Origin of the sequence: Pseudoxanthomonas sp. Root630, assembly GCF_001427585.1 — a bacterium.
In the GTDB taxonomy this organism is placed as follows: Bacteria; Pseudomonadota; Gammaproteobacteria; order Xanthomonadales; family Xanthomonadaceae; genus Pseudoxanthomonas_A.
Map to the genome: position 1 here is coordinate 37,868 of NZ_LMGY01000004.1, position 16,238 is coordinate 54,105.

General features: G+C 62.7%; 12 protein-coding genes. 7 read left to right on the forward strand and 5 right to left on the reverse strand.

Going from position 1 to position 16,238, the window contains the following annotated elements:
• Positions 1–6: 6 nt before the first annotated feature.
• The 6 genes from ASD72_RS04345 to ASD72_RS04370 all read left to right on the forward strand — a co-directional run bounded on the left by ASD72_RS04345 (position 7) and on the right by ASD72_RS04370 (position 8,130).
• Positions 7–696: a PepSY domain-containing protein gene (locus ASD72_RS04345; RefSeq protein WP_054668670.1), complete on the forward strand. Its 690-nt coding sequence runs from the start codon at positions 7–9 to the stop codon at positions 694–696.
• Positions 693–2,519, forward strand: a complete 1,827-nt coding sequence (locus ASD72_RS04350) for a PepSY domain-containing protein (protein ID WP_056878753.1) — start codon at positions 693–695, stop codon at positions 2,517–2,519. Before ASD72_RS04345 ends, ASD72_RS04350 begins: the two co-directional genes overlap by 4 nt.
• 82 nt (positions 2,520–2,601) lie before the next feature.
• Positions 2,602–3,198: a sigma-70 family RNA polymerase sigma factor gene (locus ASD72_RS04355; RefSeq protein ID WP_200909222.1), complete on the forward strand. Its 597-nt coding sequence runs from the start codon at positions 2,602–2,604 to the stop codon at positions 3,196–3,198.
• Complete coding sequence (locus tag ASD72_RS04360) at positions 3,195–4,136, forward strand: FecR domain-containing protein (protein WP_054665510.1); 942 nt, start codon at positions 3,195–3,197, stop codon at positions 4,134–4,136. Before ASD72_RS04355 ends, ASD72_RS04360 begins: the two co-directional genes overlap by 4 nt.
• 98 nt (positions 4,137–4,234) lie before the next feature.
• Complete coding sequence (locus ASD72_RS04365) at positions 4,235–7,273, forward strand: TonB-dependent receptor (RefSeq protein ID WP_081420135.1); 3,039 nt, start codon at positions 4,235–4,237, stop codon at positions 7,271–7,273.
• A 26-nt stretch (positions 7,274–7,299) separates the two neighbouring features.
• Positions 7,300–8,130: a DUF4198 domain-containing protein gene (locus tag ASD72_RS04370; protein ID WP_056878754.1), complete on the forward strand. Its 831-nt coding sequence runs from the start codon at positions 7,300–7,302 to the stop codon at positions 8,128–8,130.
• Between the two features lie 104 nt (positions 8,131–8,234).
• On the opposite strand, the gene ASD72_RS04375 is transcribed toward ASD72_RS04370, so the two are convergent.
• The 5 genes from ASD72_RS04375 to ASD72_RS04395 form a co-directional block, all read right to left on the reverse strand.
• A complete protein-coding gene (locus tag ASD72_RS04375; RefSeq protein ID WP_005413407.1) occupies positions 8,235–11,375 on the reverse strand; it encodes a CusA/CzcA family heavy metal efflux RND transporter in 3,141 nt (1,046 codons plus the stop codon).
• Complete coding sequence (locus ASD72_RS21410) at positions 11,372–12,886, reverse strand: efflux RND transporter periplasmic adaptor subunit (RefSeq protein WP_054665516.1); 1,515 nt, start codon at positions 12,884–12,886, stop codon at positions 11,372–11,374. The genes ASD72_RS04375 and ASD72_RS21410 overlap by 4 nt, the downstream gene beginning before the upstream one ends.
• On the reverse strand, positions 12,883–14,151 hold the full coding sequence (locus ASD72_RS04385) for a TolC family protein (RefSeq protein WP_235577934.1): 1,269 nt from the start codon (positions 14,149–14,151) through the stop codon (positions 12,883–12,885). The genes ASD72_RS21410 and ASD72_RS04385 overlap by 4 nt, the downstream gene beginning before the upstream one ends.
• 110 nt (positions 14,152–14,261) lie before the next feature.
• On the reverse strand, positions 14,262–14,657 hold the full coding sequence (locus ASD72_RS04390; RefSeq protein WP_056878755.1) for a hypothetical protein: 396 nt from the start codon (positions 14,655–14,657) through the stop codon (positions 14,262–14,264).
• A 304-nt stretch (positions 14,658–14,961) separates the two neighbouring features.
• A complete protein-coding gene (locus ASD72_RS04395; RefSeq protein WP_056878756.1) occupies positions 14,962–15,333 on the reverse strand; it encodes a hypothetical protein in 372 nt (123 codons plus the stop codon).
• A 244-nt stretch (positions 15,334–15,577) separates the two neighbouring features.
• Here ASD72_RS04395 and ASD72_RS04400 point away from each other — a divergent pair, with 244 nt between their 5' ends.
• Positions 15,578–16,210, forward strand: a complete 633-nt coding sequence (locus tag ASD72_RS04400) for a hypothetical protein (protein WP_170298374.1) — start codon at positions 15,578–15,580, stop codon at positions 16,208–16,210.
• Positions 16,211–16,238: the final 28 nt, after the last annotated feature.

Consider the following 16,238-nt stretch of genomic DNA (forward strand, 5'->3'; position numbering starts at 1 on the left):
ATCACTATGAAATCGGCTTTCTGGGCGCGTAAGGCCCACAAATGGATTGGCCTGATCATCGGCGTGCAAGCGCTGCTGTGGATGATCAGCGGCGTTTACATGACGGTCATTTCCCTGGACATCATCCATGGCGATCACCTGGCCCATGCGCATCAGCAACCGCTGGTAGCACCCACACACTTGTCAGGTGAGGAACTGCAACGCCGCTACCCGGGCATGACCCAGGTCAAGCTCAAGCGCCTGCTAGAGCGGGATGTCTATGAGATCCATGCCCGCGATCAGGTGTACTTGCTGGACGCCACGACGGGGGAGGTGCTCTCCCCAGGTGATCAGCAGATGGCGATCGCCTTGGCAAAAGATGTCTATCAAGGCCAGGCACCCGTAGCTCGGGTCGAGTGGGTTACCCAGGCGCCGCAAGAAGTGGCCACCCGCCCGGTTCCCATGTGGGCGGTGCACTACGCCGATGCCGGTGAAACCACCCTGTATTTCTCGCCCTACAGCGGCGAGTTACTGGCGCGGCGGCACAGCCTGTGGCGCTGGTTCGATTTCCTGTGGATGTTCCACATCATGGACTACGAGGCCCGTTCGGACGTCAACAACACCTTGTTGCGCGTGGCCTCGGCGGTTGGCTTGGTGTTCGTGCTCAGTGGTGCTTGGTTGCTGTTCTACAGCTTTCGCAGGAGGGCCGCAGCATGACGCCCTGGATGAGAACGCTGCACAAATGGGTCGGCTTGATCATCGGCCTGCAGTTGCTGCTTTGGATGGCCAGTGGCGTGATGATGAGCTGGCTGGACCACGATCAGGTACAGGGCCATGAGTTCCAGGCCCACGAGCATGCGGCCCATGAGTGGCCTGCCAATGCCCGCTCGCCGGCCAGCTTTCTGGGTGGCAACAAGAAAATCAGCCGCGTGAGTTCGGGCTGGCTGTTGGACACGCCGGTGTACCAATTGGCCGATGCGCAAGGTATCACCTTGGCCAACGCCGTTACGGGCCAGCCGATCTCCTTGGATTCGGCCTGGGCCACGCGCCTGGCCCAAGCTTCCTACACCGGACCTGGGACCCTGAAAGCGCCGCGCCTGTTGGAGTGGAGTGGTGAGGTGCGCGATCACGAAGGGCGGCTGTGGCGCGTGGATACCGACGATGGTCAGGACACCACGGTGTACCTGTCTGCCCAGACGGGCGAAGTGCTCTACCACCGCAACAAGACCTGGCGTCTGTTCGATGTGTTCTGGATGTTGCACATCATGGACTACACCGGGCGCAAGAACTTCAACAACCCGCTGGTGGTCACGGCCGCAATCGGCGGTCTGTGGTTGGCCCTGACCGGCATCTGGCTGCTGTTTGCCAGCTTCCATTGGAGCGAGTTCGTGCCGCGCCGCTGGCGTCCGGCCCGCGAGTTGTCGGTATTCGGTCCGGATGGGACACGGCTGCGCACCGTACGAGCGTCGGCAGGCGACAACGTCTACGTCTCGCTGGCACGCGAGGGCGTGCAACTGCCTTCCAACTGTGGAGGAGGGCAGAGCTGTGGTCTGTGCGAGGTGCGCTTCCGCGGCGTGGCGCCCAAAGCTACCGCGGCCGATCGCGCCCACTTGGGTGCCAGCAAGGTCAAGATGGGCTATCGCCTGGCCTGCAACTTGGCCGTGACGGAAGATACCGATGTCGAGGTGGCTGGCGGGGCCAGCCTGTGGACCGAGTATGGCGCCACCGTGGAACAGGTCACGGCGGTGACGCCTTTCCTGCGCGAGATCGTGCTCAAGCCCGACGAGGCCCCCGGTCCTGAATATCAACCTGGCGCTTATTTGCAGGTGCATGTGCCCAACTACGAGGTACCGGTGAACAAGCTCGTGCGGCCCGAGCACCACCATCAGGAGTGGGCGGGCGTGGACCTGCCCGAGAAGTTGGTCAACCGCGAACCGGTCCGTCGGGCGTATTCGCTTGCTTTGCCTGTCGATCAGGCACAGGGGCGACTGACCTTGCTGGCCCGCTTCAGTCCTGGACGATCGGACAAGAAACGCCATCCTCCTGGCAGGGGCTCGACCTACCTGTATACGCTCTCGCCCGGGGATCGGGTCTGCTTCAGCGGCCCCTTCGGCGACTTTGCGCTCAAGCCTCACGGACGGGAGAAAGTGTTCATCGGCGGCGGCGCTGGCATGGCCCCGCTGCGCGCGATGATTCGGACGCTGTTGGCGGGGCAGGGCGTTGAGCGGATCCACTTCTGGTATGGGGCGCGCAGTCTCAAGGAAGCGCCCTACATCGAGGAGATGGAGCGCCTGGCCCAACAGCACGACAACTTCAGCTGGCACTTGGTGCTGTCGGATGAAGCGCAGAACGACGATGCGCTATTGCGGGGCCTGGTGCATGAGGTAGCGCATGACCGCCTGCTCAAGGCTCATCAGGCTTTGGCCGATTGCGAGTTCTACCTGTGCGGACCGCCAGCCATGCTTAAGGCCACACGCGAGCTGCTGACTCGGCTGGGTGTACCCGACAGCCAGGTGGCCTTCGACGACTTCAAGATCTGAGGCAGTCCCGCCGGCCGAACGTGCCGGCGGGGTGAGGCGTACCGGATTTTTCCCATGCACTCGTCCCAGTGATTGGACGTGCTTGAGCCTGCCTGATGAATCAGCGAGTACCCCGGTGACCACGGCGCTGGATGAGTGGTTCATATCCCATGTCCTGCCCCTGGAAGGCTTGATCCATGCCTTCCTGCGCCGGCATGGACATGAGGACAGCGAGATTCCTGATCTTAGGCAGGAGGCTTACGCACGCATCTATGAAGCCGCGCGACGGGGCTTGCCCGCGCAGACCAAGCCCTTTGTCATGACCACCGTACGTAACCTGCTCATCGATCGTATTCGCCGCTCTCGCATCGTATCCATTGAAGCGATGGCCGATGTGGAGCAGGCGGTCATGCAAAGCGATGAGGTCACGCCGGAGCGACACTTAGGCGCTCGTGATGAACTGCGCCGCTTGCAGCAAGGCTTGCAGAAACTGCCCCACAAATGTCGACAGATCGTGGAACTTCGCAAGATCTACGGCCTATCCCAGCGCGAAGTGGCCGGACGGTTAGGGATCGCCGAAGATACGGTGGAGCGTCAGACCCTGTTGGGCATGCGGGCCTTGGCCGACTTCATGCTCGGCGGTACCGGCAAGATTCAGCGTCCGTCACGGCGCTTCAACAAGGAACGTTCGCAGCCATGAGCCCACACAAGGACATCGAACAGGTCGCGGCGCAATGGATCAACCGTGCCGAGTCCCCGCAATGGACTGCACAGGACCAGATGCAGCTGCAAGCCTGGCTGGAACAGGACACCGCCCATCGTGTGGCCTGGCTTCGTTTGAAGTCGGTGTGGACGCGCGCAGACCGGTTGGCGGCGGTACGCGCCGTGCAGCCGCCACGCATACACCGTTGGCGAGAGCCGATGCGCTGGGCCATTGCCGCCAGTGTTGCCATGCTGGCGGTGCTGTTCACCCTCACGGGGTGGGGCCCTGGCACGCGCTACAGCACCGAGGTTGGCGGCCGGGAGGTGATCGCCCTGTCGGACGGTTCCCGCCTGGAGCTCAACACGCACACGCAGCTGCGCGCGCAGGTGGACCCCTCGCTGCGCCACGTGTGGCTGGACAAGGGCGAGGCATTTTTTGATGTGAAGCCCGATCCCGCGCACCCGTTCGTCATCCACGCCGGCGAGCATCGTGTCGTGGTATTGGGAACAAAGTTCTCGGTCAGGCAGGAACGCGAACGCCTGGAAGTGGCCGTGCTGGAAGGCAAGGTGCGCGTTGAGCCGCTGGTGGCCAAACCGGGACGGCCGCCGGTGATCGTGCAGGGCGGGGGGCTGCTGTATAGCAAGCCGGCGGGCACGCTGGTGGCGGTCAACGCCCAGGACAAGGTGCGCCGGTCCTTGAGCTGGCGCCATGGCACCCTGGAGTTCGATCAAACCACGTTGGCGGATGTGGCGGCCCAGTTCAATCGCTACAACGATAAGCAGTTGGTACTGATGGATCCGGAAACGGCCCACATGCGTGTGGGCGGCAGTTTCGATGCCACAGGTGTGGATGCCTTCGCACGTCTGCTGGCCACCGGCTTCAACCTGCGCGTGGAGACGCAGGGTGATCAGATTCGCGTGTCCCAACCGCACTGAGACGCCAGCAGACATCAATCTGAAATATTTCATACCGGAAGCGTGCCGTCCTCTCGTCACAGATATCAGGCCGATTCGCGCCGACCTGGGGAAAATGCATGGCACGTACGAAAGTGGCGAGGACAGCGTTGGCTGTCATGTGTGGTCTGGTCATCGCGGCCTCCGCCGCTGCACAAACGAGCAGTTTTGATATTCCAGAAGGGGATCTGAAAGTCGCGCTGGAAGCCTATGCCCGGCAATCGGGTGTTCGTCTGGTCTACTTGAGCGAAGATGTTCGTGATCGACGCACCGCAGGCGCGCGTGGGGACATGTCCCAGGATGCAGCGCTGAACCGCCTGCTCGCCGGAACCGGACTGACGGTCAAGCGCGATCAAAGCGGCGCGCTGGCGATCGTGCGAGAAGGTGCCAACACGCCGACGCCTACGCGCAACGCACCGACCTCCGGTGTAGGGCAAGCCGGTCCCGATGCCTCCTATAGCGCCTCCCTCTCCGGCGGCGCCGACGCCTCAACGCCGTCGGCCGCTTCACCCACCACCTTTGATGCGGTCCAGGTGACCGGCAGTCACATCAAACGCGCCCAGATGTCTGGAGTGGGCCCCACCACGGTCATTGATGCCGAGACCATCCAGAGCTCCGGTGCCGTCTCGGTCGAGACGCTGCTGCAGCGCTTGCCTGCATCGGCCGGTGCAGCCGGCTCGCAATCCAACAACTTCTGGACGGGTAACGGTAACGGCACCACCCAGATCAACCTGCGTGGCTTGGGCGTCAACCGCACCTTGGTACTGCTCAACGGCCGACGCGTGGTCAACGGTGGTACCGGCGCCAACAATTCGGTGGATCTGAACGTGGTGCCCTTGGCCCTGGTTGATCGCATCGAGATCCTGAAGGACGGCGCATCGGCGATCTACGGCGCCGATGCCGTGGCCGGTGTGGTGAACATCATCACGCGCAAGGAAATGGATGGCGTGGAGCTATCCACCCGCTATGGTCAGACTTTCCAGGGCGATGGCGAGATCGGCTCCTTCAACCTGGCCTTCGGTACCATCGGCGAGCGCAGCTCAATGTCGGGTGCCCTGACCTATGCCGAAAGCGGCACGATCACCATGGCTTCGCGGGCACCGTGTCCGTTGGGTGTGGTGGCCGGCACCCTGCAGTGCGTGGGCAACTCGTCCACCATCGGTGGGCGAGCCCGGCTGGCCGATGGTCGCGTGGTCAACTTCAACCAGGACCCCAACGGGGATCCACGCTCCTACGAGCTCTATGATCCGGCCAAGCACAATTACAACTACAACTTGTTGCTCAATGCGGTCAGCCCGATCAAGCGAGTGGGCTTGAGTGGCTTTGGTCAATTCGACCTGACCGAGAACACCCGTCTGTTCACGGAACTGATGGCGACCAATCGCCAGTCCAATCAGCGCGCTTCGCCCAACACCTTGGGGGTGTATCGCACCATCCGGATCGCCGCCACCAATCCCACCAATCCCACCGGCCAGAACCTGACCCTGGAACGTCGGCGTCTCGAAGAAGCCGGGGCGCGCATCACCGAGCAGGAGGTCGATACGTTCCGCACCGTGCTAGGGCTGGAAGGGCAGTGGGGCGATAACTGGGCATGGAATGTGGCGTTGAACTGGGGGCGCAATTCGGCCACCGACAGCTCGACCAACATTGCCAACCTGGACCGGGTGGAAAACACTCTCAATACCAGCCTGTGCAGCAACACCCCGGGCGCGGCCATTCCTTGCGGCAACTATCTGGGCTACGGCAATCTGACGCCTGAAGTGCTGGACTACATTCTGTTTACCCAGCGTGGCTCGGGTGGCAACAGCCAGCAGGGCTTTAGCGGCACCATTTCCGGCGCCCTGTTCGATCTGCCCGCCGGCAGCGTCGCCTTCGCCTCGGGCGTGGAGTTTCGCAAGGAACGCGGTTGGCTGTATCCGGACCCGCTGGTGGTCAACGGCAGCGCCAACATCGTGCGTCAAGATCCGATCGAAGGCGAGTACTCGGCCAAGGAAGCGTTTGTCGAGTTCGCCGTCCCGCTGTTGCAGGACATTCCGCTGGTGGACTACGCCACCTTGAACCTGGCCGGCCGCTATTCGGACTACGACCTGTTCGGCAGCGACACCAACTACAAGGTGGGGTTGGATTGGCAGGTGGCCGAACCTCTCAAGATCCGTCTCAACTACGCCACGGCTTTTCGCATCCCCAGCATTCCGGAGTTGTTCGGTGGCATCGGCCAAGGCAGCTTGACTACGCTGGATCCGTGCAGCAACTGGAGCACGTTACCGGCCGACTCGGTCATTCGGGCCAACTGCCAAGCCGCGGGCGTGCCGACCAACTTTCGTCAGTTGGGCAACACCATCCTCACCACGACCGGCGGCAATCCCGACCTCAAGCCTGAAGATGCGCGGACCTTCACGGCAGGCTTTGTGTGGACCCCAGGGTTTGCGCCGGGGCTGACGCTCACGGCCGATTACTACCGTATCCGCATCGAGAATGCGATCCGTAGCATTGAAGGCTCGGTCAAGCTGCGTGCGTGCTACACCACACCGAACTTGGCCCATCCGTTCTGCTCACCGGCCAACTTCACCCGTGATTCGGTCACCGGTGAGGTCAACTACCTCTCGTCCCAGCAGGTCAATGCGGCCAGCGAGGAATCCGAAGGTGTTGATATCGGCGTGCTGTATCAGTTCGATGTGGCCGGCTGGCAGGCCAGCGCGAGTCTGGACGCCTCGTATCTGGAGCGTTACGACGTCACTCCCTTCGCCGGTGCCACCACCATTGAGTACGCCGGCAAGATCACCAGCGGCTTGGGTAGCTACACCCAGTGGCGTGGCTTGGGCTCACTGCGCATGGGCAAGAACCGTTGGACTGGCGTCTATTCGGCGCAGTACATCGGCAGTGCGGACGACATCATCGCCGTGCCCGGAACGATCGGCTCGCATGTGTCCAGCGTGGTGTACCACAACCTGCAACTGAGCTACGGCATCAAGAAGAAATGGGACATCTCCGCCGGCGTTGAAAACGTGCTCGATAAGAAGGCGCCGTTCGTGCAGAACAACCCCAACGCCAACACCGACACCATGACGTACGACTTGCTGGGTCGTCGCTGGAATGTCCGCTTTGGTTACCACTGGTAAGCCACGATCCCAAGGAGCTACACATCATGAGAAACACGCAACTATCCGCCGCACTACTGCTGTTCGCGGTGGCCGGCAGCGCCGGCGCGCACGACCTGTTTGTCGCGTTTTCCAAGCCCGGCACCGCAGCGGGCGAGGCGAACACAGCGTTGGTGAACAATGGCACCTTCGATGAAAGTGCAGGTGCAGTCACCCGAGCGCGTCTACAGGACGTTTCGCTGAGTCAGGGCGGCGCTAAGGCTGCACCGGACTTGGCCAGTTGGAAAGAGGTCGGCAAGCAGAGCCAGCTCACCGTGCATCCGGCGGGCGAGGGCACCTATCTGCTGGGGGTCTCGACGATGGCCTCCACCAGCACGCGTACGGCCAGCGAGTTCGGCAAGTACCTGGAGTTGGAAGACTTGCCCGATACCCTGGCCACCTATGATGCGAGCAAGTTTCCCAAAGGGGTCACCTATAGCTATACCAAGCATGCTCGTGCTATTGGACAGGTGGGCACAAAACTGACCGACGATTTCGCTGCCTCGCTGGGCTATCCGCTGGAGATCCGCTTGGCCCGCAATCCTGGAAGCGTGAAGGTCGGCGAACAGCTGTCGTTCCAGGTGCTGCAGCAGGGCACGCCAGTGCCCAACCTACGCGTGTACGTCGGTCATCGTGCTGACGCACCGGTCAAGGGTGGGCACGGTAGCGCTACGCTCCTGGGCACCGATGCCCAAGGCCAAGCCAGTTTCCAGGTGACCACCGCCAAGACCTGGTACATCCACACCAATCACATGGTGCCCTCTACACAAAAGGGTTTGGATTTTGTGTCGGATCGGGCGTCGCTGAGCTTTGAGATTTCCCCGCACGCCGGGCACTGATAAGTAAGCATGTAGGCGGTACTCTCCCCTTTGACGCCAGTCATGACTTCTTCCATGACTGGCGTCTTTTTGTGGGGACTTACCTCAAGTGCTCAGTCTGTCTCTCATTGGTCGCCCCGCGCCGCGCGCAATCCACGTCGCCGCACTAGATAGAACGCTGCGGGAATCACCACCATAGAGAGCACCGGTGCGGTGAGCATGCCACCCAGCATCGGCGCGGCGATACGTTGCATGACCTCCGAGCCGGCACCGGCACCGACGAAAAGCGGAAACAACCCGGCCAGGATGACGGCTACCGTCATCGCCTTCGGGCGCACCCGTTGCACGGCGCCTTCGTAGATAGCCTCTTGCAGGGTAGACACATCTTCCGGCGCACCGCTGGCCAAGCGCTGCTCCCAGGCATGACGCAGGTACAGCAGCATGATGACGCCGAACTCAGCCGCAACGCCGCCCAGGGCGATGAATCCGATCATGCTGGCCACCGAAATCGCATGGCCCAGCCCCCAGATCAACCAGAAACCGCCCACCAACGCCAAGGGCAAGCTGAGCAGGATGATGGATACATCGCTAAGCCGGCGAAACACCATCCAGATGACCAGGAAGATGATCGCCAACGCCGCGGGCACCACCCATTGCAGGCGTGCCAAAGCCCGTTGCAGATACTCGTACTGCCCCGACCACGCCAGACCATAGCCGGCAGGCAAACTCACCTGGGTCTGCACCGCGGCTTGCAGGTCCTGGACCACCGATCCCAAGTCGCGATCGGCCACATCCACGTAGATGTAGCCCACCAACCGGCCGTTATCGCTCTTGAGCATCGGCGGGCCTGGGCTGATTGACAGCTCCGCCACCTGGCTCAAGGTCAGTTGCACACCGCCTGGCGCGATCAGCGGCAGATCCTGCAAGGCCTGCAACGAGTCACGCTGGCCACGGGGGTAGCGCAAGACGATGGGATAGCGTTCGCGCCCCTCGATCGTTTCCCCGATTGGATCACCGCCAACGACCGTGGCAATCAGTTGCTGGAGTTGGCCTTGAGTGAATCCGTAACGTGCAGCGATTTCCGGGCGCACCTGTACATCGACATAGCGCCCACCCGTGACGCGTTCGGCCAGTGCCGAACTCACGCCGGGCACAGTCTTGGCCACCTGCTCGATCTGCTGGCTCAGGCGCTCGATCTGCTCCACATCGGGTCCGGAGACCTTGATCCCAATCGGGCTCTTGATGCCGGTGGCCAACATATCGATGCGATTGCGAATGGGCGGGACCCATAGGTTGGTCAGACCGGGAATCTTGACCGCTGCGTCCAACTCCTGGCGTAGCTTCTGGGGGGTCATGCCCGGGCGCCATTGATCCCGCGGCTTGAAGGTCACGGTGGTCTCAAACATTTCGATCGGTGCCGGATCGGTCGCACTTTCGGCACGGCCCGCCTTGCCGAACACGTGCTCAACCTCCGGTACGGTCTTGATCATCCGGCCCGAGAGCTGGAGCAACTGACGGGCCTTGTCGGCGGACAGGCCGGGCAGGGCCGTGGGCATGTACAACAGGCTGCCTTCTTCCAAGGGCGGCATGAACTCACTGCCCAACCGGCTAAAGGGGATCAAGGTGAGCACTAGCAGCAGGCCGCTGAGCAGCAAGGTGACACCGGGATGTTTGAGGACCCACAGCAGGATGGGCCGATAGCCAGCGATCAGGATGCGATTGATGGGGTTCTGCTGTTCCGGGCGGATGCGGCCGCGGATCAGGTAGCCCATCAAGACGGGGATCAAGGTCACCGACAACCCTGCTGCGGCGGCCATCGCGTAGGTCTTGGTGTAGGCCAGAGGCGAGAACAATCGCCCTTCCTGCGCCTGCAGGGCAAAAACCGGCACGAAAGACAGGGTGATGACCAGCAAGCTGGCGAACAGGGCCGGTCCGACCTCGGCCGCCGAGCGGGCCATCAGCTGCCAGCGCTCCTCACCCTGAGGTTCCCGGCCGTGCGCCTCCCGCCAGTGCTCCAGATGCTTGTGTGCATTTTCGATCATCACCACCGCTGCATCGACCATCGCACCAATGGCGATGGCGATGCCGCCTAATGACAGCAAGTTGGCGGAGATCCCCTGGGCGTGCATCACGATGAAGGCCGCCAGGATACCCAAAGGCAGGGTGATGACGGCCACCAACGCCGAGCGTAGGTGCCACAGGAACAGCAGGCATACCAGCGCTACGACCAGAAACTCTTCGCCAAGCTTGTGGGTGAGGTTGCGTACCGCATCCTGGATCAGCTCGGAGCGGTCGTACACCGGCACCACTTCCACGCCCTCGGGCAAGCTGGATTGCAACGCCTGCAGTCGCGCTTTGACGTTCCGAATGGCCCCCAAGGCATCCTTGCCGGTCCGCAGGACGATCACGCCGCCGGCCACCTCACCTTGACCATCCAACTCTGCGATACCACGACGGAAGACCGGCCCGCGACTGATCGTGGCCACCTCGCCGAGCAGGACGGGGATGCCGTCGTTGCCGGTTACCGGCACCTGTTCGAACGCCTCCTGTGTGCGCAGGTAGCCTTCGCTGCGCACCATCAGTTCGGCTTCGCCTTGTTCGATCACCGAGCCCCCGGTAGCGCCGTTGGCCGCATCCACCGCCTCGATGAGCTCGGCCACCGTCAGTCCACGGGCCGCCAACGCCTGCGGATCGGGCTGGATCTGCCAGGCGCGCACCGCACCGCCCACACTGGCTACTTCAGCCACGTCCGGCACGGTTTTTAGCTCATAACGAAGAAACCAGTCCTGCAACGCACGCAGCTGCCCCACATCACGTTGACCTGTCCGATCCACCAAGGCGTACTGGTAGATCCAGCCCAGTCCTGTCGCATCAGGACCCAGCGCCGGATTCACATTCGGCGGAAGTCGATCGCGTACCTGGCTCAAGTACTCGAGCACTCGAGAGCGCGCCCAGTAAAGATCAGTGGCATCGTCAAACAGGATGTAGACGAATGAATCACCGAAGAAGGAGAAGCCGCGTACCGCCTTCACGCCCGGCACGGACAACATCGTGGTGGCCAACGGGTAGGTGACCTGGTCTTCGATGATGCGCGGGGTTTGCCCCGCCCATTGCGTGCGGATGATGACCTGGGTATCGGACAGGTCCGGCAGCGCATCCAGCGGCGTGTTCTTTACCGACCAGATACCGACCACCGCCAGCAGCGCGGCGGCAACCAGCACCAGCACGCGATTGGCGATGCAAGCATGGATCAGGCGCGCGATCATGGTGTGCCCTCCATCGCTTCGGACATGACCTCGCTTGCCTGGCAATCAGCGGCTGCGGCGGGGCCGAACTTGGGTACCAACTGCATATCCATGAACGGTGACTTGCCCGGCTTGTCGAAATGCTTCTCCGGCACCATCGGGTCATACCAGTACTGCACCGGGCAGCGCGGCGGCGTAGAGGTGGAGGTGTCTGGCGCGACAGGCGCCGGCTGTCTGGACGGTGACGGCACGACAGTGCGTGGTTCGTGCCCGGCGTCATGGCGCTCGTGCACACCTGATGCGCTGGCAGGGCGTGTCGGTTGTGCAGCACCCAGGCGCTCCAACGCACCGGAGAGACTGGCTTCGGAGTCGAGCAAGAACTGACCCGAGACGACCACGCGTTCACCACCGACCAAGCCTGCCACGATCTGCGTGCGCCCTTGCACGCTACGTCCCACACTCACCCGCACTGGCCGGAAGCTCCCGTCCGGATCCTGCACGATGACCCGGCTGTCCCGCCCGGTGGCGATCAGCGCCTCCGTGGGAACGACTGGCAGGGCCTGCTCGGCGTCGGGCTGCACCAGAACCTCGGCGAACATGCCCGGCACCAGCCGACGCTGCGGGTTGCGCAGCACAATTCGCGCCCGCTGCGTGCGACTAGCCATGTCGACCTGGGGAAGCAACGCCTGGATCTGTCCGGCAAAGCGCTCTGCCGGCCAGGCACTGACCGTGGCCTGCACTGAGGTCCCCGGCCGCAAGGTGCCCAGCGCTGCCTGGGGTACCGAGGCCTCCAGCCACAACGTGTCCAGCCCATTGATCTTGAACAGTGGCGTACCGGGCATCACCGTCTGTCCCTCGCGTGCCAGGATCTCGGTCACGACACCACTGTGGTCTGCGCCAAGCACGACGCCACTTCTGGCCGAGGCGCCAGAAGGAACACCCAACGAACGCAAACGTTGTTGCGCCGCACCCTGCAGCTCACGCGCGCCCGCGGACTGAGCTTGGCTCAGGGCATGTGCTTCGGCGATGGCCGCGTTCCATGCCGGGGCCTGCACGGTGGCCAGCGCTTGACCACGACGAACCTCGGTAAACGGCGCCTTTACCTGCACGTGGGTGATCAAGCCTTCCATGCGCGCACTGACCACGGTTTCCTGGGTCAGATCCCACGTCAGTGTACCCGGCACGCGTACGGCGGTACCTAGTGACTCTACCGTCACTTCCTGAGTGCGTATGCCCACGTTCTGCTGCAGGCGCGGATCGATCTGCGTTCCGCCCCCTATGGCCTCATCTGCGTATTTGGGCAGCAACTCCATATCCATGAACGGAGATTTGCCCGGCTTGTCGAATCGCTGCTCCGGCGCCATGGGGTCGTACCAGTACAGCACCTTGCGTGCTTGATCTGCGCCGCTCGTGCCGGTGGGCGGGGTGGTATCAGAGGTTCGAGTCATCCAGGCGTAGCCGCCGGCAAAGCCGAGCGCCAGCAACCCGAGGGCCACGGCGAGCTGTGTGAGACGCGTTTTGGTCGGGCTCATGGCGTGTTCTCCTCATGGGGCAGCAGATAGGCCAGTGCCGCCCAGGCACGGCCCTGTTCGCCCAGCAGACGGGCGTTCTCCAGTTGCAATTCGATCTCATCGCGCCGCGCTTCCAGCCACGGCTGCAGGTCGGCACCGGCGCCGTAGGCGGCCAACGCCGTGCGTGCGCGATCGCGCGCCAAAGGCAGGCTCTGCGTGTTCTGACGCTCCAACTGGCCGGTTAACCCGCGCCATCGCGCTATCGCGCGTTGCACCGACTCGGCTTGGATGCGTCGGGCCTCATCGCGCTCTGCGGACACCGCCTCCAGCTCGGCCCGCCGTGCCGCGATGCCTCGTGCTTGGCGGTTCTTCTGGAACAGCGGCAGGCCCACACCCACTTCCACCATAAGCATGTCGCTGCGCGCCATGCCGTCGGGTGCGCGCTCGCGACGTCCGTAGGTGAGCTCCACACTCCAATCCGGGCGGGTTTCGGCCACGGCCGCATCCACCTGGGCCTGGGCTAAGCTCTGGCGTGCCTCCCAGCCCAGTAGTGGCGTGTGCTGGTCCAGTTTGGCCAGCAGTTGGGTGGGCTCCAATGGCAACTGCGAAAAATCCGGTGCCACACCACTGGCCAAGATCGCCTCTGGTGCAATACCCAACCAACGCGCCAGGCCGGCCTGCGCGGCGGCGTGCTCCGCATGTACCTGCTCCAGGCGATTGTCCAACTGCAGTAGGGCGGCCTGGGCGGCAAGCACGTCACTGGCCCCGGCCGTGCCACCTGCCAAGCGAGCACGCGCCGCACGCTCGGCTATGCGTGCCGGCTCGCGCAATCCTTCCAACGCATCTACGGCTTGCTGCGTACTCCACAGCTCGATCCAGGCCAGCGCGGCCGCTTGGGCCACCATCTGCTGTTCGGCCATCGACAGTGAGCGCGCTTGCGCCAGCGTCGCTTGCGCCAGCGCGTGCTCGGCACGTCGTTTCGCACGCGCAGGAAACTCCTGCATCAGACCGACTTGCTGGGTGGTCATCTCATCGGCCCGCAGGCTGAAGGCATCGGGTCCACTGACGGGCCAGTTCGCCAGCCCCACGATCAAACGTGGGTCGGGCAGCGCGCCAGCACGCGCGGCTTCTTCGGTACTGGCATCGATCTGGGATCGGCGCGCCTGCAGGGTAGGGGCATTAGCAAGCGCCCGCTGTAGGGCTTCTGTGTAGCTGATCGGGATAGCGGGCGGTGCTGCCACCACAGGACCACTGAGCGCCAGGGCAAGCGCGAATCCACACGCCATCCTGCGCCTTGCACGCAAGAAGAAAGACATCTCCATAAGACCTCCGGACAAAGGACAACGAGCGCGCTGCAACGCATGCAGCACGAGCACGGGTCAATCCAGGAGGGGGCTTAAATCAGCAGGCTACAGAAGCGCTGCAGGGGAGGCGGATCGGACACGCACACCGGAACATCCCGATAGAACTGCGCGTGTACCGGTGGCAACAGAGCCTGCACCAGCGCGAAGGCAACCAGTGCCGGCTGGTAAGGCACTTGAGGGGCCTTCGCATCGGCCGTGGCGATGTGATCGCGCTGGCAATGCTGGTCGCACAACGCCGGAGCATCGGGATCCGGCGCGGACATCTCTTCGCAACCGACCATCAGGGTCGCTTGTCCAGCTTCCACCGATTCCAGCGGACAGGCGTAGGCCACCAGCGCCAGCTGCTGCAACAGCAGCGCCCACAGTCCCAGCCATGCCAGTCGGGCACGAGGACGGGAACGCCGCCATCGCCTGAGCAGCTTCACCATGACAACTCCCGCACGCCCGAAGCCGCGCCTGCGGACACTGGGCGGATCAGGGTAGGGGACGTGCGAGCTCTCATGATGGCCAGACTAGCTCTCTTGGGGCCGACTGGCATTGATCAAGATCAAGCCGCAGCAAGGTTCCAACATAAGGCAAGCTGCACAAATAGCGGTATCCGAATGGCCTCCGCGGCCTGCCTGGCTCCGGATCTAACACCATTCGTCCTGAATAGTCGCCTTGCACTTTGAAAATTCCCCGCTCCAATCAACTCAGAGGAGAGCGGGGTAAAGGAAGCTTGCAGTCTGCCATTTACCTCGCTGCCGCCTCGGCTTCGTGGAGCTTTGCAAGCTCCTCGTATTCCGTAGCGGCTTCTTCCTTCAACTTGACCAGCTTATCGCAGTGTCTGGCCAGAGTTTGGTCCGTGGCCGTCCCACTCTTGAAGGCTTGATGATTATGGCGATACGTGTTGCGCATCGTCTTGTGCGTTTCGGCTTCTGCCAGGGCTTCGCGGGCCAGCGTGCGGTAATACGCGGCGATGGCCAGATGGTTCTCCGGCTTGTCCGCGATATCGTTCAGGAGCGTTATGACCGGTTCTTCGGTGGGCTGCTGCGCATAGACCGGAATGGCTACGGCGAACATCGCACACAACATCATGACCCAAGACGCTTTGACAGACTTCATTGAAATCTCCTGATGGGCTGGGGAGGTATGCCCGGTGCCAGCCTAGGAAAGCTCTTCTTTCATCTGAATGACCCATTCATTACATTTCTGCAATGCGCTGGTCACTTCGGAGGCGGCTGAGTGCGTCCACGAGAGGAGCGAATTCAATACGCGCATCATTGATCCAAAGGTCTTGGTTGAATGACGAGACGATTGCAGCATCGTAATGGCGGGGTCATCCCGTCGACAGCTTGCCGTACGTAGGGTGGAAGCGAACAAGCCGGCCACAGACGCGGACCGGTTTCTTTTGTGGGTGCGCCGCATCCGCCGGTTCCCGATGGGAATCGCCGCCAACTTATCGGAGGTTGTCATGAGGCATTATCGTCGGCCGTCACTGGTGATCGTTTGTTTGCTTGGTGGGATGCTCGCCGGCTCAGCGCTGGCCGATGACGACAAGCACAAGCATGGTCAGTCAGGCGCCATGGGGCAGTCGCCCGCCAGCATGAGCGCCCCAGCGGCGCCCCATCCCCCGGCGGCACATGCTCCGGGTCCGCAGTCGCCTGCTTCCCCGAATTCGCCTGCCACGCCCGACGTCATGGCTTCGCATATGGAGGAAATGGCAACGATGATGCGTGAACGGGGAAAGGCCATGGAAGCGATGGGCCGCCAGATGCAGGAAGGCAGCACGCAGATGCATCAGCAGGCCATGTCGATGAAGGCAGGAGACACGTCCACGCACAATGACATGGACATGTCCGCCGCGATGCAGCACATGGAACAGATGAAGAAGGATATGGAGAACTGCGAGCGGCAGATGCAGCAAGTCGATTCGACCATGCAGAAGATGGATTCGAGCATGGGCGGCGGCATGGCCAAGAAGAAGATGGGCCATATGTAGGAGGCGGCCGCTGTGTCGACGGAGAGCT